Here is a 21,845-nt window from a genome sequence, read left to right as displayed (position 1 = left end):
ATCGACAGGCATGACCAACAGGCTGTGGATTACTTGTTGCTCTCGACCGCGTGCCCGCCGAACTGATTCCGCAGGGCCGCGATCATCTTCATCTGCGGAGAGTCGTCCTGGCGGGACGCGAACCGCGCGAACAGCGACGCGGTGATCGCGGGCAGTGGCACCGCATTGTCGATGGCGGCTTCCACAGTCCACCGGCCCTCACCGGAGTCCTGTGCATAACCGCGCAGCTTCTCCAGGTGCTCGTCCTCGTCCAGCGCGTTGACCGCGAGGTCGAGCAGCCAGGAACGGATGACCGTGCCCTCCTGCCAGGAGCGGAAGACCTCACGGACATCGGTGACCGAGTTGACCTTCTCGAGCAGCTCCCAGCCCTCGGCGTAGGCCTGCATCATGGCGTACTCGATGCCGTTGTGAACCATCTTCGCGAAGTGGCCGGCGCCGACCTTGCCCGCGTGCACCGAGCCGAACTCGCCCTCCGGCTTCAACGCGTCGAAGATCGGCTGCACCCGAGCGACGTGCTCGGCATCGCCGCCGTACATCAGCGCATAGCCGTTCTCGAGGCCCCACACGCCGCCCGACACACCGCAGTCGACGAAGCCGATGCCCTTGATGCCGAGCTCGACCGCGTGCCTCTCGTCGTCCGTCCAGCGGGAGTTGCCGCCGTCGACGACGATGTCGCCGGGGGACAGGAGCTCGGCCAGCTCGTCGATGGTGGACTGCGTCGCGGCGCCCGCCGGGACCATCACCCACACGACGCGAGGACCCTTGAGCTTGGCCACAAGCTCCTCGAGGCTGGGGACATCGGCGAGGTCCGGGTTGCGGTCGTAACCGATGACGGTGTGGCCTGCGCGGCGGATACGCTCGCGCATGTTGCCGCCCATCTTGCCGAGGCCGACGAGACCGAGCTCCATCAGAGATTCCTTTTGCGTCGTGTGCAGTTTCGTACCCGCGTCCGAGCCTACGCCCGGACGTGGTTGCACACCTGTGGGGTCAGCCGCTCATGCGGCGCACGGCCTGCGGCCGCTCTCAGCAGGTCAGCCGCTCAGCCGCACCGGCATGATCAGGTACTTGTAGGCCGCGTCCGCCTCCGCGTCCATCGCCAGCTTGCCGCTGAGCAGCGCGGGCTTGGTGGAGGTGGTGAAGGAGAGCTGGGCAACCGGCGAATCGATCGCGCTCAGGCCGTCCAGCAGGAACGTCGGGTTGAAGGCGATCGAGATGTCGTCGCCCTCCAGCTGAGCGTCCACACGCTCCACAGCCTGTGCATCGTCGCTTGAACCGGCCTCCAGGATCAGCACGCCCTGCTCGAAGCTGAGCCGCACCGGCGTGTTCCGCTCGGCGACGAGGGCGACACGCTTGACGGCCTCGACGAACGGCGCGGTCTCGATCACCGCGACCGAGTTGAACTCGGTGGGGAACAGCGTCCGGTACTTCGGCAGGTCGCCCTCCAGCAGCCGCGTGGTGGTGCGGCGGCCGGCGCCCTCGAAACCGATCAGACCCTCGCCCGCACCGGAGCCGGAGAGCGCCAGGGTGACGGTGTCACCGCTGGTCAGCGCCTTGGCGGTGTCCAGAAGCGTCTTCGCGGGCACCAGGGCGACCGCGGAGGCGTCCGGGGACTCCGGCTTCCACAGGAACTCGCGGACCGCGAAGCGGTAGCGGTCGGTGGAAGCCAGCGTGACGGTGTCGCCCTCGATCTCGATCCGAACACCGGTGAGGACCGGCAGGGTGTCGTCGCGGCCCGCGGCGATGGCGACCTGGGCGGCGGCGGAGGCGAAGACCTCGCCGGAGACCGTGCCGGTCGCGGTCGGCATCTGCGGCAGTGCCGGGTACTCCTCCACAGGGAGCGTGTGGAGTGTGAAGCGCGAGGAGCCACAGACGACGGTCGCCCGTACACCGTCTGTGGAAATCTCCACCGGCCGGTTGGGGAGGGCGCGGCAGATGTCGGCGAGGAGACGGCCGGAGACGAGGACCGTGCCGTCCTCCTCGACCTCCGCCTCGACCGAGACCTTCGCCGAGACCTCGTAGTCGAAGCTCGAGAAGCTGAGAGCGCCGTCCTCCGCCTTCAGAAGAAGGCCCGCGAGAACGGGCGCCGGCGGACGGGCCGGGAGGCTCCTGGCCACCCACGCCACCGCCTCCGCGAGTACATCGCGCTCCACCCGGATCTTCACCGGAACCGCCTCCTGCTGTTGCTCGCTCGCCCTGCTGGCCTTCGTCGGCATGGGGTCCCCAGCCGGAGCCAGGGGCCGATGCCGGAGACCAGTCTGACGCACGGCACCGACACTCGGTGCGGCTCGGGGTCAAGTCGAGACAAGAGGCAGCCGGAGCTCCGGCGCCGAGTTGTGCACAGGGCCCTCTTCGAAGCGAATTCCCCGGTAACTCAGAGTGGGAGTAGTAGTAGGTCCTGTGGAAACCGTGGATAACGCCATCCACGCAGGTCAGCCCAGATTTTTTGTCCACCGGCCCTGTGGGTGCGAGCAGTGGACAACCAGGGCTCTCTGTGGACGCCCGAAAGTTCTGCACACCCGATGCACAGGCCACAGGTACTTCTCCCCAGTGCTGTCCCCAGCTTTACCCAGGTTCCCCACAGCCCAATCCAGCCCCTTGGTGTGACGGCTTTCACTCGGTCCGGTGAGCTAGGGCGTTTCGTTGCCGAACAGTGGACAGGGGTGTGGAGAAGCTGTGGGCAACATGGCCTCGCCTGTGGGCCGGGTGGGGACAACCTGGATCAAGCCTTGTGGACGAGCCGCCCGTCCACAGTCTGTGGAGCGCGGTTGGCCACAAATCCACAACCAGCTGACCTGGAGTGATCAAGTCTCGGCATTCGGCCCTGTGGACGCAATCTGGACAACTCGGGAGTCCCCAGGCTGTGGACGGAAGATCGTCCGCACTTCTGTGGAGAACGGACCGACGCCGGTACGTATTCGAACACCGCGACGGCGAGTCCATGGCGGCGCGGTGGCGTGGCGGCGGCATGGCGACCGCATGAGGACGGCATGAGGACGGCATGGCGACGGCGCGGGACAGGGCACGGAACGCCGAAGGGCGCCCCGGGAGCAGATCCCGGGGCGCCCTTCGGCGCGGTCGGCACAGCCTGCTGTGCCGACCTTGCAGTCCTGCGGAAGCCGGCGTCAGCCGTTCTTGATGCGGTTGGTGAGCTCGGTGACCTGGTTGTAGATCGAGCGCCGCTCGGCCATCAGCGCACGGATCTTCCGGTCCGCGTGCATCACCGTCGTATGGTCGCGGCCACCGAACTGCGCACCGATCTTCGGCAGCGACAGATCCGTGAGCTCGCGGCAGAGGTACATCGCGATCTGGCGTGCGGTGACCAGCACCCGGCTGCGCGAGGACCCGCAGAGGTCCTCCACCGTCAGCCCGAAGTAGTCGGCGGTCGCCGCCATGATCGCACTCGCGGTGATCTCCGGTGCGGTGTCCTCGCCGCCCGGGATCAGATCCTTGAGGACGATCTCGGTGAGCCCGAGGTCGACCGGCTGCCGGTTGAGGCTCGCGAAGGCCGTGACCCGGATGAGCGCGCCCTCGAGCTCGCGGATGTTGCGCGAGATCCGGGAGGCGATGAACTCCAGTACCTCCGGCGGGGCGTTGAGCTGCTCCTGCACCGCCTTCTTACGGAGGATCGCGATCCGCGTCTCGAGCTCCGGCGGTTGTACGTCGGTGGTCAGACCCCACTCGAAGCGGTTGCGCAGCCGGTCCTCCAGGGTCATCAGCTGCTTGGGCGGCCGGTCCGAGGACAGCACGATCTGCTTGTTCGCGTTGTGGAGCGTGTTGAAGGTGTGGAAGAACTCCTCCTGCGTCGACTCCTTGCTCGCGAGGAACTGGATGTCGTCGACGAGCAGGATGTCCACATCCCGGTAGCGCTTGCGGAACGCGTCGCCCTTGCCGTCGCGGATCGAGTTGATGAACTCGTTGGTGAACTCCTCGGAGCTCACGTACCGCACCCGTGTACCCGGATAGAGGCTCCGCGCGTAGTGCCCGATGGCATGCAGGAGATGGGTCTTGCCGAGTCCCGACTCCCCATAGATGAAGAGGGGGTTGTACGCCTTCGCCGGGGCCTCCGCCACCGCGACGGCGGCCGCGTGCGCGAACCGGTTGGACGCACCGATGACAAAGGTGTCGAAGAGGTACTTGGGGTTCAGCCGGGCATGCGGCTCACCGGGACCGGGGGCCGGCGCGGGCTGAGCGCCGAGCGGGCCGGGCGCGCCACTGCCGGGTACTCCCCCGACCGGCGGGCCGGGCGGACCGCCGTGCCGCGGGCTCTGACGCTCCGGCAGGTCGTGCCGCTCGGGGCGTGACTGGTCGTACTGCCCGCGGTCGGGCATCGGCGAACGGTAGTCGTGCTGTTGGGGGCGGGCCGTGGCGTACGGGTCGCGCTCCTGGAAGCCGCCGAGTCGCGGCTGCTGCCAGGAGAGGTCCTCCTGGGTGCGCGGCCAGGCGCCGGGCTCCGGGCGCTGCTGCTGGTATTCGGGGTACGCGGGGCGGACCGTCGGCAGACCGTCGTCGCTCGTGGGGCGGTGGCCGTAGCTCTCGTACCTGTCGCTCTGGCGCGGCTCGTCGTGCTGCGGGCCCTGGTAGCGGGGCTGCTGCTGTACGGGCGGGGCGGACGGCTCGGCCGCGGAGTCGTCGACGGTGATCGCGATACGGATCGGGCGGCCGCACTCGCGGCTGAGGGTGTCGCTGATCAGCGGGGCCAGCCGGCCCTCGAGGACGCGCTTGCCCCATTCGTTGGGGACGGCGAGGAGAGCAGTGTCAGCCACCAGCGCGAGGGGCTGGCAGCGCTCGACCCACTGCTTGTCCTTGGGTTCGATGCCCTGCTGGCCCTCTCCCAGGAGATGCTCCAGCACTCGTGGCCACACTGCGGCAAGATCGGCAGGTACGTCAGCCACAAGGCACGCTCTCTCACAGGTCCCACGAATGTGTGGTTCTCGGGACGGGTCGGTCAGGCCCGGCAGGCGGGTAGGAAAGGAATTCGAGTCCAGTCAAGGTAGTCAGGCGGACCCTCGTCGTTCAAGTTGTTGTCCACAGCCTGTGTACAGCGGGGCGCGCCGTGACCCTGGTTTGACCGAATGGCGTAGCCGCGCGTACCGTAACCAGGTCGAGTTGTCGATGGCTGCTGCCGCCTGCCTCCGATGGGCAAAGATCACGATCAGTGATTGTGAAGCGGTGCACTCGGGCGTATTGCGAGCTACTCGTGGGCGCACGGTGACAGCCAGGCGATGCCCCGCCACTACACGAATCATTTCTGGAGCCCCCGAGTGAGCAAGCGCACCTTCCAGCCGAACAACCGTCGTCGCGCGAAGACCCACGGCTTCCGCCTGCGCATGCGTACCCGTGCCGGCCGAGCCATCCTGGCGAACCGCCGCAGCAAGGGTCGCGCGAACCTGTCCGCCTGATCGCTAACAGGTCATGACGTGCTGCCTACCGAGAATCGGCTGAGGCGGCGCGAGGACTTCGCGATCGCGGTACGCCGAGGACGCAGGGCCGGACGCCCGCTACTCGTCGTCCATCTACGCAGCGGTGCAACGGACCCGCACGCGCCTGGGGAGAGCGCTCCCCCGACGCGTGCGGGTTTCGTCGTGAGCAAGGCAGTAGGTGGCGCGGTCACACGCAACCAGGTGAAGCGGCGACTGCGGCACCTGATACGCGAACGACTGTCCGAGCTGCCCCCCGGTAGCCTGGTGGTCGTACGGGCGCTGCCCGGAGCGGGCGACGCCGATCATGCACAGCTGGCCCAAGACCTGGACGCCGCTCTTCAGCGGCTGCTGGGAGGGGGCGCGCGATGAAGTACCCGCTGCTGGCTCTGATCAAGCTGTACCAGTGGACGATCAGCCCGCTGCTCGGGCCTGTCTGCCGGTACTACCCGTCGTGTTCTCACTACGGATTTACAGCCATCGACCGGCATGGCGCGGTGAAGGGCACGGCCCTGACCGCCTGGCGCATCCTGCGGTGCAATCCGTGGTCGCCAGGTGGTGTGGACCATGTCCCCCCGCGTAAACGACCTCGTTGGCACGAGCTGCTGCGCGACTACCTGCGCGGTGGCAAGGGCGGGCACCCCCCTGAGACCAGCCCGGCCGCAGAGACCTCGCCCAATGCTCAAGGAGCCTGATTAGTGGACACGATTGCCAGTCTCTTCAGCTTTATCACCACACCTGTTTCCTGGATCATCGTCCAGTTCCACTCGCTCTACGGTGCGATTTTCGGCCCCGACACGGGCTGGGCCTGGGGACTGTCCATCGTGTCACTGGTGGTGCTGATCCGTATCTGCCTGATCCCGCTCTTTGTGAAGCAGATCAAGTCGATGCGGAACATGCAGGCGCTCCAGCCGAAGATGAAGGCGATCCAGGAGCGCTACAAGAACGACCGGCAGCGTCAGTCCGAAGAGATGATGAAGCTGTACAAGGACACGGGTACCAACCCGCTGTCCTCGTGCCTTCCGATCCTCGCGCAGTCGCCGTTCTTCTTCGCGCTCTACCACGTGCTGAGCAACATCGCCAACGGCAAGACGATCGGCGTTCTCAACCAGACCCTGGTGGACAGCGCGCGGCAGGCTGAGATCTTCGGCGCTCCGATCGCCGCGAAGTTCACGGACTCCGCGGATAAGGTCGCGGCGCTCCACGCTTCGGTGACCGATGTCCGCGTTGTCACCGCGGTCATGATCATCCTGATGTCGGCGTCGCAGTTCTATACGCAGCGCCAGCTGATGCAGAAGAACGTCGACCTCACGGTCAAGACGCCGTACATGCAGCAGCAGAAGATGCTGATGTACATCTTCCCGGTGATCTTCGCCGTCATGGGCATCAACTTCCCGGTCGGTGTTCTCGTCTACTGGCTGACCACCAACGTGTGGACCATGGGCCAGCAGATGTACGTGATCAACCAGAACCCCACCCCGGGCTCCAAGGCGCAGGACAACTACCTGCAGCGTCTGCTGAAGGGCGTCACGACTCACGGTGAGGTGCGCGGCCGCCGCAAGCGCAGCGTCGTCCAGGCCATCGTCGCCAAGGGCGCCGACCGCAATGAGAACGAGCGCCGGTTCATTGCGGCTCTGTCCAAGGCGGGCTTCGCCGCCCAGACGGACGGCACTGTGGTCAAGAGCGACACGGTCACCGCCGAGGCCGACGGAGGTGCCTCGTCGAGGCGCCAGCAGCCCAAGCGCCAGACCAAGGCCAAGCGGCAGGCCGCTGCCGCTCAGGCCGGCGGTGCTCAGCAGGACTCCACGTCGAGCGAGTCGAGCGAGTCAAGCGACTCGAGCGCCTCGAGCGTCTCGAAGCCGTCGCTCGAGAAGCGGGACGAACCGCAGGACGCCAAGCCGAAGCCGGCGGGTAAGACCGCCCCTGCCTCGGCCCGCCAAGCCAAGTCCGGACAGCGCAAGGGCCAGCAGCGGCCCAAGCACCCGTCGTCCAAGAAGTAAGAAGGAGTCCATCCGTGACGGAAGGCACCACCTCCGCCGCCGCCGAGGGTGGCGACACCCTGACCCGCCTGGAGCAGGAGGGGGAGATCGCCGCTGACTACCTCGAGGGCCTGCTCGATATCGCCGATCTCGACGGCGACATCGACATGGACGTCGAGGCGGACCGGGCCGCGGTCTCGATCATCAGCGAGGCGGGCAGCAGGGATCTGCAGAAGCTCGTGGGCCGGGATGGCGAGGTGCTCGAGGCACTCCAGGAGCTCACGCGCCTCGCGGTGCACCGGGAGACCGGGGACCGCAGCCGGCTGATGCTGGACATTGCGGGTTTCCGGGCCAAGAAGCGTGCCGAGCTCGCCGAGCTCGGGGCCAAGGCCGCGGACGAGGTCAAGAACACCGGTGAGCCGGTGAGGATGAAGCCGATGACTCCGTTCGAGCGCAAGGTTGTGCACGACGCGGTCGCGGCCGCTGGTCTGCGCAGTGAGTCCGAGGGCGAGGAGCCTGAGCGCTTCGTCGTCGTGCTCCCGGCCTGACCTGATCGTTCTCTCGGCCCCGTCTGTTCGCAGGCGGGGCCGAACTTTGTCAGCCTGTAGTCAGCCACCACAGCGCGGTAGCGCGGTACGGAAGGACGGTTCCGGTGACGGAGGCAGCAGAGCTTCCCCAGGCGCCCGAGGCGGCGCGGACGGTGTTCGGTGAGTTCTTCCCCGAGGCCGTCCGGTACGCGGAGCTGCTCGCGGATGCGGGGGTCAAGCGCGGACTGATCGGTCCGCGTGAAGTACCGCGGCTGTGGGAGCGGCATCTGCTGAACTGTGCCGTGCTCTCCGAGGTGGTCCCGGAAGGTGTCACCGTCTGCGATGTCGGTTCCGGTGCCGGACTCCCGGGTATCCCGCTGGCCCTCGTACGCCCGGATCTCAAGATCACCCTCCTTGAGCCGCTCCTGCGTCGCACGAATTTCCTTCAGGAGGTCGTGGAACTGTTGGGGCTGGACCATGTCACGGTGGTCCGTGGCCGCGCCGAGGAGGTCCTCGGGACGCTTCCGCCGGTGCATGTGGTGACGGCACGTGCGGTGGCTCCCCTGGACCGGCTGGCGGGCTGGGGTGTTCCGCTGCTGCGTCCATACGGCCAGATGCTGGCGCTCAAGGGCGACACCGCGGAGGAAGAGCTCAACGGTGCCCGTGCAGCCCTCAGCAAGCTGGGGGTAGTGGAGACCTCCGTGCTGCATGTCGGGGAGGGGATCGTGGATCCGCTCTCCACGGTGGTACGGGTCGAGGTCGGGGAGAGCCCCGGCGGTGTTCGCTTTGCGGCCAAGCGGGCCAAGGCCGCCAGGACGGGACGCAGCCGTCGCCGTCGTTGAGACCTGACAGGCCTGGTGTGATTGAGGTCTCACATCGTTCGGGAGCCAGCCAAGCGGTTGTTGGCCTGCGTCCCCATACGTACGCATTTCGGAGTGTCGTAACGATGTGACCGTGCGGCGCGTGCATCGTGTTTCACGTGAAACGTCGCTCACTGCTGCAGGGAATCATTAGCCGCGGTCGCGCGGCTGCCACTCCCCGTGACCGCAAGCCCCTCTTGAGGGCTACGGAATTGTCCCCAGAGGTGGATTCCTCCACAGAACCACCGGCCTCGCTGGTTCGCGACCCCCAAGGCATGGCAGGCTCTGTTCATCGCGAGTCTGAAGTCGAGGAGAGTGAATCCTTGCGGTCCGACGCCAACATCGCGGGACCGATGACCGATCCGGTCCCAGGTCCCCGTACCGAGTCAGCGGGGGCGGATGTTTCACGTGAAACACCGCCTCCGATGGACGACACCCCCATTGGTCGTGCTGCCCAACTGGCGGTGGAGGCTCTGGGCCGTGCCGGCGAAGGTCTTCCTCGACCTGAGCAGACACGCGTCATGGTGGTCGCCAACCAGAAGGGCGGAGTGGGTAAGACGACCACGACGGTCAACCTTGCCGCTTCGCTGGCGCTCCACGGCGCCCGTGTTCTGGTGATCGATCTGGATCCACAGGGCAACGCTTCCACGGCGCTGGGGATCGACCACCATGCCGAAGTCCCTTCGATCTATGACGTCCTGGTGGAGAGCAAGCCGCTCTCCGAAGTGGTCCAGCCGGTCCCGGACGTTGAAGGCCTCTTCTGTGCCCCTGCCACCATCGATCTCGCCGGTGCGGAGATCGAGCTGGTGTCTCTGGTGGCACGGGAGAGTCGACTGCAGCGGGCGATCCAGTCGTATGAGCAGCCGCTGGACTACATCCTCATCGACTGCCCACCGTCGCTTGGCCTGCTGACCGTCAACGCCCTTGTCGCGGGCGCCGAGGTGCTGATCCCCATCCAGTGCGAGTACTACGCACTCGAGGGCCTTGGTCAGCTCCTGCGCAACGTCGACCTGGTACGCGGCCACCTCAACCCCGCCCTGCATGTGTCGACGATCCTGCTCACCATGTATGACGGTCGGACGAGGCTCGCCTCGCAGGTGGCGGACGAGGTCCGCAGCCACTTCGGTGACGAGGTGCTGCGGACGAGTATTCCTCGGTCCGTGCGCATCTCGGAGGCGCCCAGCTATGGGCAGACGGTTCTCACCTACGACCCGGGCTCCAGCGGCTCGCTGTCGTATCTTGAGGCCGCGCGTGAGATCGCACTGCGGGGGGTCGGGGTCCATTACGATGCCCCAGCTGCGCATGTGGTCAGCCAGAACAACCAGCAGAGCATGTCGGAGGGGATCCAGTGAGCGAGCGACGTAGAGGACTGGGGCGTGGGCTCGGTGCACTGATCCCGGCCGCTCCGCAGGAGAAGCCGGTGGCTTCCGAGGGGGCAGGCCCGGTTCTTACAGCGGAGCGGGGTGTGGCCGTCTCCAAGGTGACCACGCTGCCGCCGGGGCCGGCGACGCCCGAACCGCGGACCGCCGAGCCCGAGCCGGAGGCGGTGCCCGAGGTCATGTCCCCGGCCGGTGCGCACTTCGCCGAGGTGCCCCTGGACGCCATCACGCCGAACCCCCGACAGCCGCGTGAGGTCTTCGACGAGGATGCGCTCGCCGAGCTGGTCACCTCCATCAAGGAAGTCGGCCTCCTTCAACCTGTCGTCGTACGCCAGTTGGGTCCCGACCGGTATGAGCTCATCATGGGTGAGCGCCGCTGGCGGGCATGCCGTGAGGCGGGCCTGGAGAGCATCCCGGCGATCGTGCGTGCCACGGAAGACGACAAGCTTCTGCTGGACGCCCTTCTGGAGAACCTTCACCGGGCACAGCTGAACCCGCTGGAAGAGGCTGCTGCCTACGACCAGTTGCTCAAGGACTTCAAGTGCACGCACGACCAGCTGGCCGACCGGATCGGACGCTCGCGTCCTCAGGTTTCCAACACGCTGCGGCTGCTCCGCCTTTCGCCTCCGGTCCAGCGCCGCGTTGCCGCTGGTGTGCTCTCCGCCGGTCACGCCCGTGCTCTGCTCTCGGTGGAGGACTCCGAGGAGCAGGACCGACTGGCACACCGCATCGTGGCCGAGGGCCTGTCGGTGCGTGCTGTCGAGGAGATTGTGACCCTGATGGGTTCGCGGCCCTCGAGCGCTCCGAAGCCCAAGGGGCCCCGTGCCGGGGCCCGTCTCTCGCCGGCGCTCTCCGATCTGGCATCGCGCCTGTCGGACCGCTTCGAGACCCGAGTGAAGGTCGACCTCGGTCAGAAGAAGGGGAAGATCGTCGTCGAGTTCGCCTCGATAGAAGATCTGGACCGCATCCTCGGCACGCTTGCTCCCGGAGAGGGGCGGGTCATGGAGAAGGGGCTCTCCGAGGAGGCCGCGGAGGACGAAGAGGTCTGAGGCCTCTGTGTAGTCATCAGGGCGGGTCGTGTCCGGCACTCGGCGGAACACGATCCGCCCTTTGCCGTCTCACGGTAGGCGTGTCCTCGCTGGGTGGATACGATGCGTTCTGGTATGGCGCATCCACCTTTACCCACCTCAGAGGAAGGCGAGCCATGCGATCGGTGAGCCGCAGCCAGCTACTGACAGCCGGCCTGAGCATTGGCGCGGTCGGCGGGTTCATCGGCAGCCTGCTCCGGGAACGGAGTGTGTTGTCCGCTGCCCTTGGCGCGGCAGTCCAAGGAAGTGAGGAGCAGCCTTCATGGGCCGTCGGCTCGTACCGCTCACATTGGACAACCTCCCAGACCTCCCCAAGCGCTGCCGAGCGTGTGTCTTCTGGGAGCTTGATCCAGTCAGCGGAGAAGCCGCAGTAAAAGCGGGCAGACCTGAGCTGGAGAAGGAGGCCTGGATCTCCGCCGTCCTGCTCGAGTGGGGATCCTGCGGCCGCGTCGTCTATGTCGACGAGGTGCCGGTCGGCTTCGTGCTCTATGCGCCGCCTGCCTATGTGCCGCGCTCCACGGCGTTTCCGACCAGCCCTGTCTCGCCGGATGCCGTGCAGTTGATGACCGCCTGGATTATGCCGGGCTATCAGGGGCAGGGGCTCGGTCGGGTGCTGGTACAGACCGTAGCCAAGGACTTGCTGCGCCGGGGGTTCAAGGCGATCGAGGCGTTCGGCGACGCCCGCTGGACCGAGCCGGCCTGTGTGCTGCCTGCAGACCACCTCCTGGCGGTCGGCTTCAAGACCGTCCGTCCGCACCCCACCTACCCGAGACTCAGGCTGGAGCTGCGCACCACGCTCTCCTGGAAGGAAGACGTGGAGCTGGCGCTCGACCGGCTTCTGGGAGCCGTACAGAAGGAACCAGCGCTTCGGCCGCTGTGAATCAGCAGCCGGAGATGAGGAATGGGCCAACCCCCACCGGGTTGGCCCATTCGTGTTTCACGTGAAACGAAGCGCGGCGCGTCAGGCCTTGGCGACCTCATCACCGATGAAGGCGTCGAGCTCACGGACGAGCATCGCCTTCGGCTTGGCGCCCACGATGGTCTGGGCGACCTCGCCGTTCTGGTAGACGTTCAGCGTCGGGATGGACATCACGCCGTACTTGGCAGCCGTGGCCGGGTTCTCGTCGATGTTGAGCTTGACGACCTCGATCTTGTCGCCGTGCTCGGCCGCGATCGCTTCCAGGGACGGCGCGATCTGGCGGCACGGGCCGCACCAGGCGGCCCAGAAGTCGACGAGCACGGGCTTGTCGCTCTTGAGCACGTCCTCTTCGAAGGTGGCGTCGGTCACGTTCTTCAGGGCCACGGCGGCCTCCTTAACTTGCGGGGTGTGGGGTGTGGGGTCGTTGAGCTCAGGCCGGTCAGACCGTCGCCGCTGCCGCAGTCTTCTCGTCGTCAGCGAGGGCGGCGAGGAAGCGCTCGGCATCCAAGGCGGCGGAGCAGCCGGTGCCGGCAGCGGTGATGGCCTGCCGGTAGGTGTGGTCAACCACATCACCGGCGCCGAAGACACCGGACAGGTTGGTGCGCGTGGAAGGGGCGTCGACCTTGAGGTAGCCCTCGTCGTCCAGCTCCAGCTGACCCTTGAACAGCTCGGTGCGGGGGTCGTGGCCGACAGCGATGAACAGGCCGGTGACGGGCAGCTCGGAAGTCTCCCCGGTCTTGGTGTTGCGCAGCGTCAGATCGGAGAGCTTCTGGTCCCCGTGGATCTCGGCGACCTCGCTGTCCCAGGCGAACTTGATCTTCGGGTCGGCGAAGGCGCGCTCCTGCATGGCCTTGGAGGCCCGAAGGCTGTCGCGGCGGTGGACGATCGTGACCGACTTGGCGAAGCGCGAGAGGAAGGTGGCCTCCTCCATGGCGGTGTCGCCGCCGCCGACAACGGCGATGTCCTGGTCCTTGAAGAAGAACCCATCGCAAGTGGCGCACCAGGAGACACCGCGACCGGAGAGTGCGTCCTCGTTAGGCAGGCCGAGCTTGCGGTGCTGGGAGCCCGTCGTGATGATGACGGCCTTGGCGCGGTGCACGGTGCCTGCGGTGTCCGTGACGGTCTTGATGTCACCAGCGAGGTCCACGGCGATGACGTCGTCAGGGACGAGCTCTGCACCGAAGCGCTCGGCCTGCGCCCGCATGTTGTCCATCAGGTCCGGCCCCATGATGCCGTCGCGGAAGCCGGGGAAGTTCTCCACCTCGGTGGTGTTCATGAGCGCACCACCGGCGGTGACGGCGCCTTCGAACACCAGCGGCTTCAGCGACGCGCGCGCGGTGTACAGCGCAGCCGTGTAGCCGGCCGGCCCGGAGCCAATGATGATCACGTTACGGACGTCGCTCACGGGTTTCTTCCTCGTCTCTGCAGACTGCCTACGGCCTACTGGGGCGGGTTCAACGACTCTCACCCCACCCAACGGATCCTACGGGGCGTGCATTCCCGCGGAGGCCGAGCGGCACGGCAGCAGTATCAGGGGCGAGGGTAGGCGTGGGTCAGCAGGAGCTCGCCCTTGCCGGACGGCGCGGTGTCGACACACGCCGCGTCGACCACATATGCCTGGACCTGAGAGTTGTTGTTGGAGTGCGGGAGCACGACGAGGTACGCCTCGATACCTGCATAGGTTCCCTGCTCGACCGCAAGGGCCGGATCGGTACGGCCGGTGCCCTTCTGGATGCAGGCGGGGACAGTTGCGGCCGGTGTGCGCATCGGGGAGCGAGGGCTGGCCTCGGGGCCGACGGAGGATTCCGTCTCCAGGCGGGGCGCCGGTTTTGTGTCGCCCTGCCAGCTGTCCTTCGCGGCGCTGTAGGGGGCCAGCAAGGCGTGGACGCGTGCCTGGAGCCGGTGCTCCGAGAAGTCGGACGCGGTATCGGCGGCGCTGACGCCGCTCTTCGTCGACTCTGCCCCGTCTCCGCCCGTGCCGATGGACTGGAGGAGCAGAATGCTCACCCCGGCGGCAGCGACACCGAAGGCCGCGCTCAGAACGGCAGTACGGCGCCGACGCCGGGTCGGACGGCTCCGGCCGGGACCCGTGGCCGCGCGGGGATGTCCTGCGGGGCGGTGCACAGGCGCGCTCTGCGGCTCAGTGATCGATGTTTCACGTGAAACATCGGTCGGTTCGTCGTGTGGGGCGGTGGCACTGAGCAGTGCCTCGGCGGCCAAGGCGGCGTCGATGCGTCCGGCGATGTCGGCGGGCATGCGTGGCGGCCCCGGGAGCGTCCCCAGGAGGCTGCGGATCTCCTCCAGGGAGGCGCGTACCTCGGCGCACAGGGCACAGCCGTTCAGATGCTCCCTGACGGCTGCCTGGCGGGACGGTGACAGGATGCCTTCGGTGAGATCGGAGATCTCGGAAACATCCGGGTGCTGAGTCGTGCCGGTCGTGGAGGTCACGCGCGCCCACCTCCGCCCTTCACAGCAGCAGGATCACTTGGCCCTGCATCACTTGGTCCCGACGCAGGTGGGACGGATGTCCCCGGCGTCCGGTTCCTTCCCTTGTCGTGACCGCTGCTATCCCCTGCGTCGCTACGCAGATGAGTGAGCATGGGGAGCAATCGTGCCCGCCCGCGTGCGCAGCGGCTTTTCACGGTTCCCGTAGGCACGTCCAGCACGCGCGCGGCCTCCGCCACCGGGTAGCCCTGCATGTCGACCAGCACCAGCGCGGCCCGCTGGTCGGAGGGAAGTTTGGCGAGGGCGGCCAGCAGCTCGCGGTGGAGATCCTGGCGTTCTGCGGGCGCCTCGGCGGACTCATGGGGCTCGAGGAGCTGCTCCAGGCGCTCGGTGTCGTCAACGGGGGACGTCTTGCGGGACGCCGCTTTGCGGGCCCGGTCGAGACAGGCGTTGACGGTGATGCGGTGGAGCCATGTCGTCACCGCGGACTGCCCACGGAAGGTGTGCGCAGCCCGGAAGGCAGAGACAAGGGCGTCCTGGACCGCGTCGGCCGCTTCCTCGCGGTCCCCCAGTGTTCGCAGGGCGACGGCCCAGAGGCGATCACGGTGGCGCCGGACGAGCTCACCGAAGGCGTCCGGATCGCCGGCGACGTGGCGTTCCAGGAGATCCTGGTCGCTTGCGTCGCCAAGTGTGGCGTTGTCCAACGGTGAGCCCCCTCCCCACGTGTCCCTGACGTCAGCCGGTGAACTTCACGTCCGTGATGCCTTGCTTGTAGCCTGCGCCGCTGACGCCGTCCTGCGGTGAGTACGGCATCGCGGTCATCCACAGGAGCACATAGCGGCTGTTCACGGACTCCTTCATGGTCAGTTTCGCCGAACTGTCGCTGGTCTGAGTCGTCGCGATCTTCTTCATGGATTCGACGGGACCGGACGGCGACAGGGAGTCCACCGCATAGAGCGAGACCGTGGTGTGGGGCCCCGAGTAGCGCAGCGCTATCGAGGCGGCGGAAATGTCCTTCGCGTCGCCGAGGTCGTAGACGATGCCCACGCCCTGCTTGATCGACGGAACCAGGTCGGGACCGTCGAGGTAGTACTTGGTGCGCCAGTACGAGGAACTGTCGTCGTCATAGGTGTTGCCGACGTCCGCGGCGTTCTGCGGCTTACCGTCCGGGGCGTACTCCTCGGCGCCCTGGATCGCCAGGGGTACCGGTGCCTTCGGCTTGTCGTTCTGGTCCTCGTCGGTGGTCTGGCTGTTTCCGGGATCCTTGGTGCCCGTGTCGCGGTCGAGGAGCCTGTCGGCGATCTGCCAGCTGCCCAGCCCCAGTGCGGCGATGAGCAGCGCGGACACGACCCACTTGAGGACCTTGCCGGTGCGGCTCTCCAGCGGCGCGGGCGGAGCCGGTACGGGCTGGGGCGCGGTGGCCCCGGCATGGGCGGTGGGACGCCCATACGTGCCCTGCTGGTATGTGGTGCGCTGGTACTCCGGTGGTGGAGTGAAAGCGGGCTCCGGCGGACGGATGCGCGGCATGGCTGCGACCGCCTTCGCCAGCTCGTCCGGAGTGGTGCAGGGCAGCTCCTGCCTGGATGCGGTGGCACCGTCGTTGACGAGGGCGCGCATTGCGAGCTCCGAGAGACCGCGGTGGACTCCCGCCCGTACCTGGTCGGGGGCGATGAGGCCGACACCCTTGGGCAGTCCGGAGAGGCCGTAGGCGTCGTTCTCGTACGGCCAGCGCTGGGTGAGAGCGGCATAGAGCAGGGCACCGATCGCTTTGGTGTCGGTGCGCTGCGGACGGTCGGCGCTGATGCCGCGCAGTGCGGCATTTACGGCGAGCCCACGGATCCGGTACTGGCCGGTCGAGCTGCGCAGGACCGCGTTGGGGGTGAGACGCAGATGGGCCAGGCCCTCACGGTGCGCTGCCGCCATGGCCTGGGAGAGCTGGCTGACCAGCTGGTAGGCGTCGTGGGCCTCCATCGGCCCGGCGGCCAGCAGTGTGGTGAGCTCCGTGGCGTCGGGCAGCCACTCATGGACGACGTAGACGAGGTCGTTCTCCTCGACGGCGTCCAGCACCTGGACGAAGCGGGGATCGCCGAGGAGCGCCGCTGAGCGAGCCGCGGCGAGGACGGACCGGGCCCGCGGGTGATCGGCGGGCAGGATATGGACGCCCACAGCACGGCGCAGCTTCTCGTCGACTGCTCGCCAGCTGCTGAATCCGTCCAGACGGGTGACGCACTCCTCGAGTCGGTAGCGTCTGGCGAGCCTGTGGCCGCTGTGCAGCTCGGGCGTCGTGATGGTGGGCTGCTCGCTGCTCCTGCGCTCGCTGCCCGTGTCGTCGGCTTCCGCCACCCCGTCGGTCGTGGCCTTGTCCGCCTTGGCGGCCAGCGGGTCGTCTCCGCTGTTGTCGGCCACGTCGACGGCAGCACTGCTACGTTCCGCCACCGTCGTTCCCTGCCTCCCCATCCGTTGCGCCATATCCAACAGCCATGCCAATTGTGCCCACAGTCCGACGCTATGCACGACACACAGTGGCGGACGATGGTTGTGCGCGAACGACCGGGTACTAGCGCCCGAGACGACCGCGGACCATGCCGACCATGGCGTTGAGCTCCTCGATCCTCATCTTCTTCGCGGCGACGAAGAAGACGCCCAGCAGGACCGCCCCGCCGGCGACAAGCGCGACGAGCGATCCAAATGCTCCCTGGCCCATGGTCCTCAGCAGAAGGAAGCCCACCGCGCCGCCCGCGAGAGCTGCGGGGACCGACGCCAGGCAGAGCCGGGCGTAGGTGCGGAGCACGTGGGAACCGTCGAGGTCGCCACCCAGCCGGTTCCGCAGTCGGCGCCAGGCGATGCCGACACCGACGGCGTACGCGAGACCGTACGAGGCGGCCATGCCGACCACGGCCCACTCTGCCGGGAGGAGGACGTAGCAGGCGGCCGAGGCGGCCGCGTTGACGGCGGCCACGATGACCGTGTTGTAGAAGGGCGTGCGGGTGTCCTCGTAGGCGTAAAAACCCCGCAGCACGACGTACTGCACCGAGTAGGGGATCAGGCCGAGGCCGAACGCCATGAGGATGAAGCCCATGGACTGCGCGGCCTGGACGCCGCTGGAGGCGTAGAGCAGGGTGCACATCGGCACACCCAGCGCCAGGAAGGTGAAGGCGACCGGGACGATCGCGACGGCCGAGTTGCGCAGGCCCTGTGAAATGTCGTCGCGAACGGCGCCGGGATCGTCGTCGTGCGCGGCACGGGAGATCCGGGGCAGCAGGGCGGCCATGACCGAGACGGTGATGATCGCCTGCGGCATGCCCCAGATCAGCTGGGCGTTGGAGTAGGCCAGGAATCCTGCCCCGTCCTTGCCGGAGGCCTCACCGGCGGCGGTGGCGAGCTGGGTGACCACGAGAACGCCTGCCTGGTTGGCGAGGACGAACAGAACGGTCCACTTGGCGAGCTTGACCGTCTTGCCGAGTCCCTGGCCCTTCCAGTCGAAGCGGGGGCGGAAGCGGAAGCCCGTCTCGCGAAGGTAGGGGATCATCGCGAGCGCCTGGACGGCCAGCCCGAGCAGGGTGCCGATGCCCAGCAGCCGGACACCCTCCGGCGGGATCGTCTGCACGCTCATCTGGGTTTCGGCCGACGTGCCGTACACCCAGATGAAGAGCCCGAAGGTGAAGATCATGACGATGTTGTTGAGGACCGGGGTCCACATCATCGCGCCGAACTTCCCGCGTGCGTTGAGGATCTGGCCCATCACCACGTGCACACCCATGAAGAAGATCGTGGGCAGGCAGTAGCGGGCGAAGGTGACGGCGACACTGTTCGCCGGCGGGTCGTTGGCGATCGTGGCCGACATCAACTGGATCAGCAGCGGCGCGGCGAACACGGCGATGACGACGATGGCGCCGAGCGCGACCATCACAAGAGTCAGCAGCCGGTTGGCGTAGGCTTCGCCGCCGTCCTCGTCGTTCTTCATGGCGCGCACCAACTGCGGCACGAAGACCGAGTTGAGGCCGCCGCCGACGGTGAGGATGTAGATCATCGTCGGGAGCGTGTAGGCGACCGTGAAGGCGTCACCGAGCAGCGCCGCCCCCAGCGCACCGGTGATCACCAGACTGCGGACAAAACCTGTGAGACGCGACACCAGCGTGCCCGCCGCCATGACCGCGCTGGACTTGAGCAGCCCTGATGCCCGGCCGCCCGCCTTCTTCGGGGCGGGTGCCGGTGCCGCCGGTTCCGGTACGGACGAGGCCGGTGGCTGACCGGATCCCTGTTGGTCCCGGTAGAGATGGGCGAACGCGTCCGGCTCCTGCTCGTCCTCCCCGGCCCTGGTCACGAGCTCGTCGACGCCGGTGAACTGGACGCTGCGGGTGTCGTCCCCGTAGGGCAGACGACGCGACGGGCCATCCGGCTCGGGCGGCGGGGTCTGGGCCCAGACCCGCGGGTCCGGCGCATGCTGCTGGGCGGGTGGCTGCTGGTAGAGCGACTGTGGCTGCGGGTAGCTGCCGTGCGGCGGCGGGTGGGCGGCACGGTCATAGAGCGCCTCCGACACGGGGTCCTGAACGGAGAGGTCCTGCTCCCGGTAGGGGTCGTGCGCGTACGCGTCGTCGACGTACGGGTCCGTGGCGGGCTCGGGCGACGGCGTGGGCGCCTGGCCGGCCGCCGACTGATCCGCCCGCTGCGGACCGGGCGCGGGGTACTGAGTCCCCGGGGAGGGCGCGGTGTTGCCCGCGCCCTGCCCACGGTCACCGTCGTACGGCGCGTTCATGGTTACCCCACCTCATCGTCCCCGGCCGACCGGCCACGACATCGCTCAACGGTCCACTTTCTCACCCGTGCCCGACGGGTCCCCGCTTTCCGGTCCGGTGTCCGGTGCGGGGTCACTCGGCTGCTCGGGGTCGTCGCCCTCATCGGCCAGGGCAACCGTCCCGCGGGCAGCAGCGCGCTTTCGCTGGGTGTACATCCTGACGCCCGCGAGGACGAGCAACAGTACGCCGCCCGCGATGACGAGCATCACGGTCGGGGTGATCTCGGAAGCCCTGACAGTGAAGGTCATCGGGCCGCCGTACAGCTTGCCGTCCATCGTGTAGAGCTGTGCCGTCACCTGCACCGGACCGTTGGCATTGGCCGCTGCCGTGAACTTCACCGACTGGCTGTGCCCGCCTTCGATCTTGATCTGCTTCTCGGCGACGATGTTGTCCTCGCCGAGTTCGAGGCGCGTGGGGTTCGAAGACGTGAGTCGGAGAACGAGGTTGTCGACGCCTTGGAGGAGCTTGTTCTGCACGGTCACGGGGATGGTGGCGCTACGGCCCGACAGTGTCACAGCCGACTTCTGGATCAGCCGCACCTCTGTGCTGAGGTCCTCCAGGAAGCTCTGCACACCTCTGCGGTAGTCGGCCGCGGCGCTTGTCTTTCCGCGCCAGGATGTGGACATCTCCCGGTTGATCGCATTGCCGAACGGGGTCACCACCCGGTCCGGTGCGGTCAGGATGACCTTGAAGTTGTCGAGGGTTTCCTGGGTGAACTTGATGTCCTGGAAGGTCTGGAGCGGCAGCTCCCGTGCGCGGAGCCGGTCGGGGTATCGGGAAGCACCCGGCACGCCGGTGGTGGCGTCGGGGTCGGGCTTCGCGGCCGCGGCCGCGATCAGGTCCAGTGGCTGGGTCCAGCGCTGTCCGGCGAGACCGTGCAGCGCGCTCGCCATCGTCTGTGCCTGGGAGGCCGACGGCGTGCGCTGCGGGGCGACCACGATGCTGCGCTGCTTGTCCGGCGCCTGAAGGGTCAGCGCGAGCGCCTGCGCGAGGAACTTCTGAACCGCGGGGGTCGAGTTCCCGGCCTCGGCCATGTCCCCCTGGAAGACCGTGGAGAGCCGTTCGTCCGCGACGACAGCCGTCGTACCGCCACCGATGGGCCGTGCCGCGGACGGCGTGTAGGACACCGAGCCGGTCTCCCGGAGGCTGTCGCTACGGGCGATGATCTTGTGTGCTCCCGCCGAGGTCGCCACATCGACGATCGATGGGTCGATCGCACCCTCCACCGGCCAGGCGAAGTCTATGGACGGCTCCACATGGAGGATCGTCTCCACGGTCGTCTCGGCGACCGCGGTGGCCGGCTGAAGCTGGCTGAGCGCCCCGGAGACGTCCTTACCGCGATGTGCGAGGGATGCCAGATCAGGGTCGGCGAACGGCAGAGCGACGACCTTGCTGTCCTGTACCGCCTTCTCGAGCGAGCTCAGCCATTTCTTGGCCACGGCCTGGTTCCGGCCCGCGATCGTGCCGTCCGTGCCGTTCTTGATCCGGTAGTTCCGGGTCATCGCGTCGACCGTGGCCAGCAGATCCGGGTCGATGACCCAGGTCACGGGGAGCTCGCTGCCGAGCGAGACGAGCTGCTCGAGCCGGCCACCGGGGGCGAGCTCAGCGGCGAGGGTGTCGTTCTCGAAGATCGGCGTCTGCTGTTCGTCCGAGCCGGTCTCGGCGGACAGATGCGTCGTGGAGATGAGCGGCCAGAGGAAGGTGAGCTGGGTCTTCTTCTCGGCGGCCTCCGGCTGCCAGGGCAGGAAGGTCCGCTCGATGCCCAGCACCTGGTCGTACGGCTCGCTCGGAGTCCGTCCGGAGAGCGACACCCCGAGCTGGTACACACCGTCCTGGTCGAGCCCGAGCTTGCCGACCGGAACGGTCAGCGCGAAGTCTTCGCTGATCCCGGCCGCCAGCTTGGGGAGCTTGACGGTGTACGGATCGCCGAGCTTCTCGGCGTCGCTGCCCGGCGAGTAGCCGGTGCGCTGAGAGGCCTCGTCGATCTCCGGGCGTCCCTCCATACGCGGCCCGACCCTCAGATCGACCTGTGCGTCCGTGACCGGTTCCTTGCCCTTGTTCGTCACGGTGCCCGTGATGGTGAGGGTGTCGTCTTTCACAGGGGCGCTGGGCGTCAGCGAGTCGAGAGACACGTCCACGGTGCGGGAGCCGGTGGCGTCCTCGGCGGCGTGCGCGGGTGAGGCCGCCGGTACATAGACCAGAGCGGCCAGCAGTGGTGTTCCCGCGATGAGGGCAGCTGTGCGCCGCAGCCACCGGCGGGCAGGAGAGGGGCCCATCCCCTGGAATTCTGCCGCCTCGGCCACGCGCTCGTCCGTCCCTTGTCGTCTGTTGCCGTTGGTGGGTGTCGCTAGGTGCGTCCACGAATGGTAACGAGGCGCGCTGTGATGAAGTGCTGGGGACCGCTCCTCAAGATCGTAAGAGTGGCGGACGCGCTG

19 protein-coding genes are annotated in these 21,845 nt (G+C 67.6%); 9 read left to right on the top strand and 10 right to left on the bottom strand.

Annotation, left to right across the window (positions count from 1 at the left end; genetic code table 11):
* Nucleotides 1-29: 29 nt before the first annotated feature.
* From gnd to dnaA, 3 genes are all read right to left on the bottom strand, one after another.
* Nucleotides 30-908 (bottom strand): phosphogluconate dehydrogenase (NAD(+)-dependent, decarboxylating), encoded by an 879-nt coding sequence (gene gnd, locus ACWCXB_RS15630; protein WP_450723029.1) that lies wholly within the window; start codon nt 906-908, stop codon nt 30-32.
* Between the two features lie 123 nt (nt 909-1,031).
* The gene (gene dnaN, locus ACWCXB_RS15625; RefSeq protein ID WP_450723097.1) at nt 1,032-2,162 is read right to left on the bottom strand and encodes a DNA polymerase III subunit beta; all 1,131 of its coding nucleotides are present in this window, start codon (nt 2,160-2,162) and stop codon (nt 1,032-1,034) included.
* A 960-nt stretch (nt 2,163-3,122) separates the two neighbouring features.
* A complete protein-coding gene (dnaA, locus tag ACWCXB_RS15620; protein WP_450723027.1) occupies nt 3,123-4,892 on the bottom strand; it encodes a chromosomal replication initiator protein DnaA in 1,770 nt (589 codons plus the stop codon).
* A gap of 369 nt (nt 4,893-5,261) precedes the next feature.
* Between dnaA and rpmH the strand changes: the two genes are divergently transcribed.
* From rpmH to ACWCXB_RS15575, 9 genes are all read left to right on the top strand, one after another.
* Nucleotides 5,262-5,399 (top strand): 50S ribosomal protein L34, encoded by a 138-nt coding sequence (gene rpmH, locus ACWCXB_RS15615; RefSeq protein ID WP_018846094.1) that lies wholly within the window; start codon nt 5,262-5,264, stop codon nt 5,397-5,399.
* Between the two features lie 18 nt (nt 5,400-5,417).
* Nucleotides 5,418-5,789: a ribonuclease P protein component gene (rnpA, locus tag ACWCXB_RS15610; RefSeq protein ID WP_450723025.1), complete on the top strand. Its 372-nt coding sequence runs from the start codon at nt 5,418-5,420 to the stop codon at nt 5,787-5,789.
* Nucleotides 5,786-6,112, top strand: a complete 327-nt coding sequence (yidD, locus tag ACWCXB_RS15605; protein WP_450723023.1) for a membrane protein insertion efficiency factor YidD — start codon at nt 5,786-5,788, stop codon at nt 6,110-6,112. Before rnpA ends, yidD begins: the two co-directional genes overlap by 4 nt.
* Nucleotides 6,113-6,115: 3 nt before the next feature.
* Nucleotides 6,116-7,417 (top strand): membrane protein insertase YidC, encoded by a 1,302-nt coding sequence (gene yidC, locus ACWCXB_RS15600; protein WP_450723021.1) that lies wholly within the window; start codon nt 6,116-6,118, stop codon nt 7,415-7,417.
* A 14-nt stretch (nt 7,418-7,431) separates the two neighbouring features.
* Nucleotides 7,432-7,944: a Jag family protein gene (locus ACWCXB_RS15595; RefSeq protein WP_450723019.1), complete on the top strand. Its 513-nt coding sequence runs from the start codon at nt 7,432-7,434 to the stop codon at nt 7,942-7,944.
* Nucleotides 7,945-8,048: 104 nt separating this feature from the next.
* A complete protein-coding gene (gene rsmG, locus ACWCXB_RS15590; protein ID WP_450723017.1) occupies nt 8,049-8,765 on the top strand; it encodes a 16S rRNA (guanine(527)-N(7))-methyltransferase RsmG in 717 nt (238 codons plus the stop codon).
* A 293-nt stretch (nt 8,766-9,058) separates the two neighbouring features.
* The gene (locus tag ACWCXB_RS15585) at nt 9,059-10,135 is read left to right on the top strand and encodes a ParA family protein (RefSeq protein ID WP_450723015.1); all 1,077 of its coding nucleotides are present in this window, start codon (nt 9,059-9,061) and stop codon (nt 10,133-10,135) included.
* Nucleotides 10,132-11,211 (top strand): ParB/RepB/Spo0J family partition protein, encoded by a 1,080-nt coding sequence (locus tag ACWCXB_RS15580; RefSeq protein ID WP_450723013.1) that lies wholly within the window; start codon nt 10,132-10,134, stop codon nt 11,209-11,211. Before ACWCXB_RS15585 ends, ACWCXB_RS15580 begins: the two co-directional genes overlap by 4 nt.
* A 301-nt stretch (nt 11,212-11,512) precedes the next feature.
* A complete protein-coding gene (locus ACWCXB_RS15575) occupies nt 11,513-12,130 on the top strand; it encodes a GNAT family N-acetyltransferase (protein WP_450723011.1) in 618 nt (205 codons plus the stop codon).
* Nucleotides 12,131-12,211: 81 nt separating this feature from the next.
* Here the strand turns inward: ACWCXB_RS15575 and trxA are convergent, their stop codons facing one another.
* The 7 genes from trxA to ACWCXB_RS15540 form a co-directional block, all read right to left on the bottom strand.
* Nucleotides 12,212-12,553: a thioredoxin gene (gene trxA / locus ACWCXB_RS15570; RefSeq protein WP_450723009.1), complete on the bottom strand. Its 342-nt coding sequence runs from the start codon at nt 12,551-12,553 to the stop codon at nt 12,212-12,214.
* A gap of 55 nt (nt 12,554-12,608) precedes the next feature.
* The gene (gene trxB / locus ACWCXB_RS15565) at nt 12,609-13,574 is read right to left on the bottom strand and encodes a thioredoxin-disulfide reductase (RefSeq protein WP_450723007.1); all 966 of its coding nucleotides are present in this window, start codon (nt 13,572-13,574) and stop codon (nt 12,609-12,611) included.
* A gap of 125 nt (nt 13,575-13,699) precedes the next feature.
* Nucleotides 13,700-14,617, bottom strand: coding sequence for an anti-sigma factor family protein (locus ACWCXB_RS15560; protein ID WP_450723005.1), 918 nt, complete (start codon nt 14,615-14,617; stop codon nt 13,700-13,702).
* Nucleotides 14,614-15,318 carry an RNA polymerase sigma factor SigM gene (gene sigM / locus ACWCXB_RS15555; protein ID WP_450723003.1) on the bottom strand — a complete coding sequence of 235 codons (705 nt, stop codon included), beginning with the start codon at nt 15,316-15,318 and terminating at the stop codon, nt 14,614-14,616. The genes ACWCXB_RS15560 and sigM overlap by 4 nt, the downstream gene beginning before the upstream one ends.
* A 31-nt stretch (nt 15,319-15,349) precedes the next feature.
* Nucleotides 15,350-17,050, bottom strand: a complete 1,701-nt coding sequence (locus ACWCXB_RS15550) for a protein kinase family protein (protein ID WP_450723001.1) — start codon at nt 17,048-17,050, stop codon at nt 15,350-15,352.
* Nucleotides 17,051-17,171: 121 nt separating this feature from the next.
* Nucleotides 17,172-19,370 carry a murein biosynthesis integral membrane protein MurJ gene (gene murJ / locus ACWCXB_RS15545; protein WP_450722999.1) on the bottom strand — a complete coding sequence of 733 codons (2,199 nt, stop codon included), beginning with the start codon at nt 19,368-19,370 and terminating at the stop codon, nt 17,172-17,174.
* Nucleotides 19,371-19,415: 45 nt separating this feature from the next.
* Complete coding sequence (locus ACWCXB_RS15540) at nt 19,416-21,713, bottom strand: DUF6049 family protein (RefSeq protein ID WP_450722997.1); 2,298 nt, start codon at nt 21,711-21,713, stop codon at nt 19,416-19,418.
* Nucleotides 21,714-21,845 lie beyond the last annotated feature (132 nt).

It is taken from the genome of Streptomyces sp. NPDC001514 (assembly GCF_053597075.1).
This window is presented reverse-complemented; position numbering and strand designations above follow the sequence as displayed.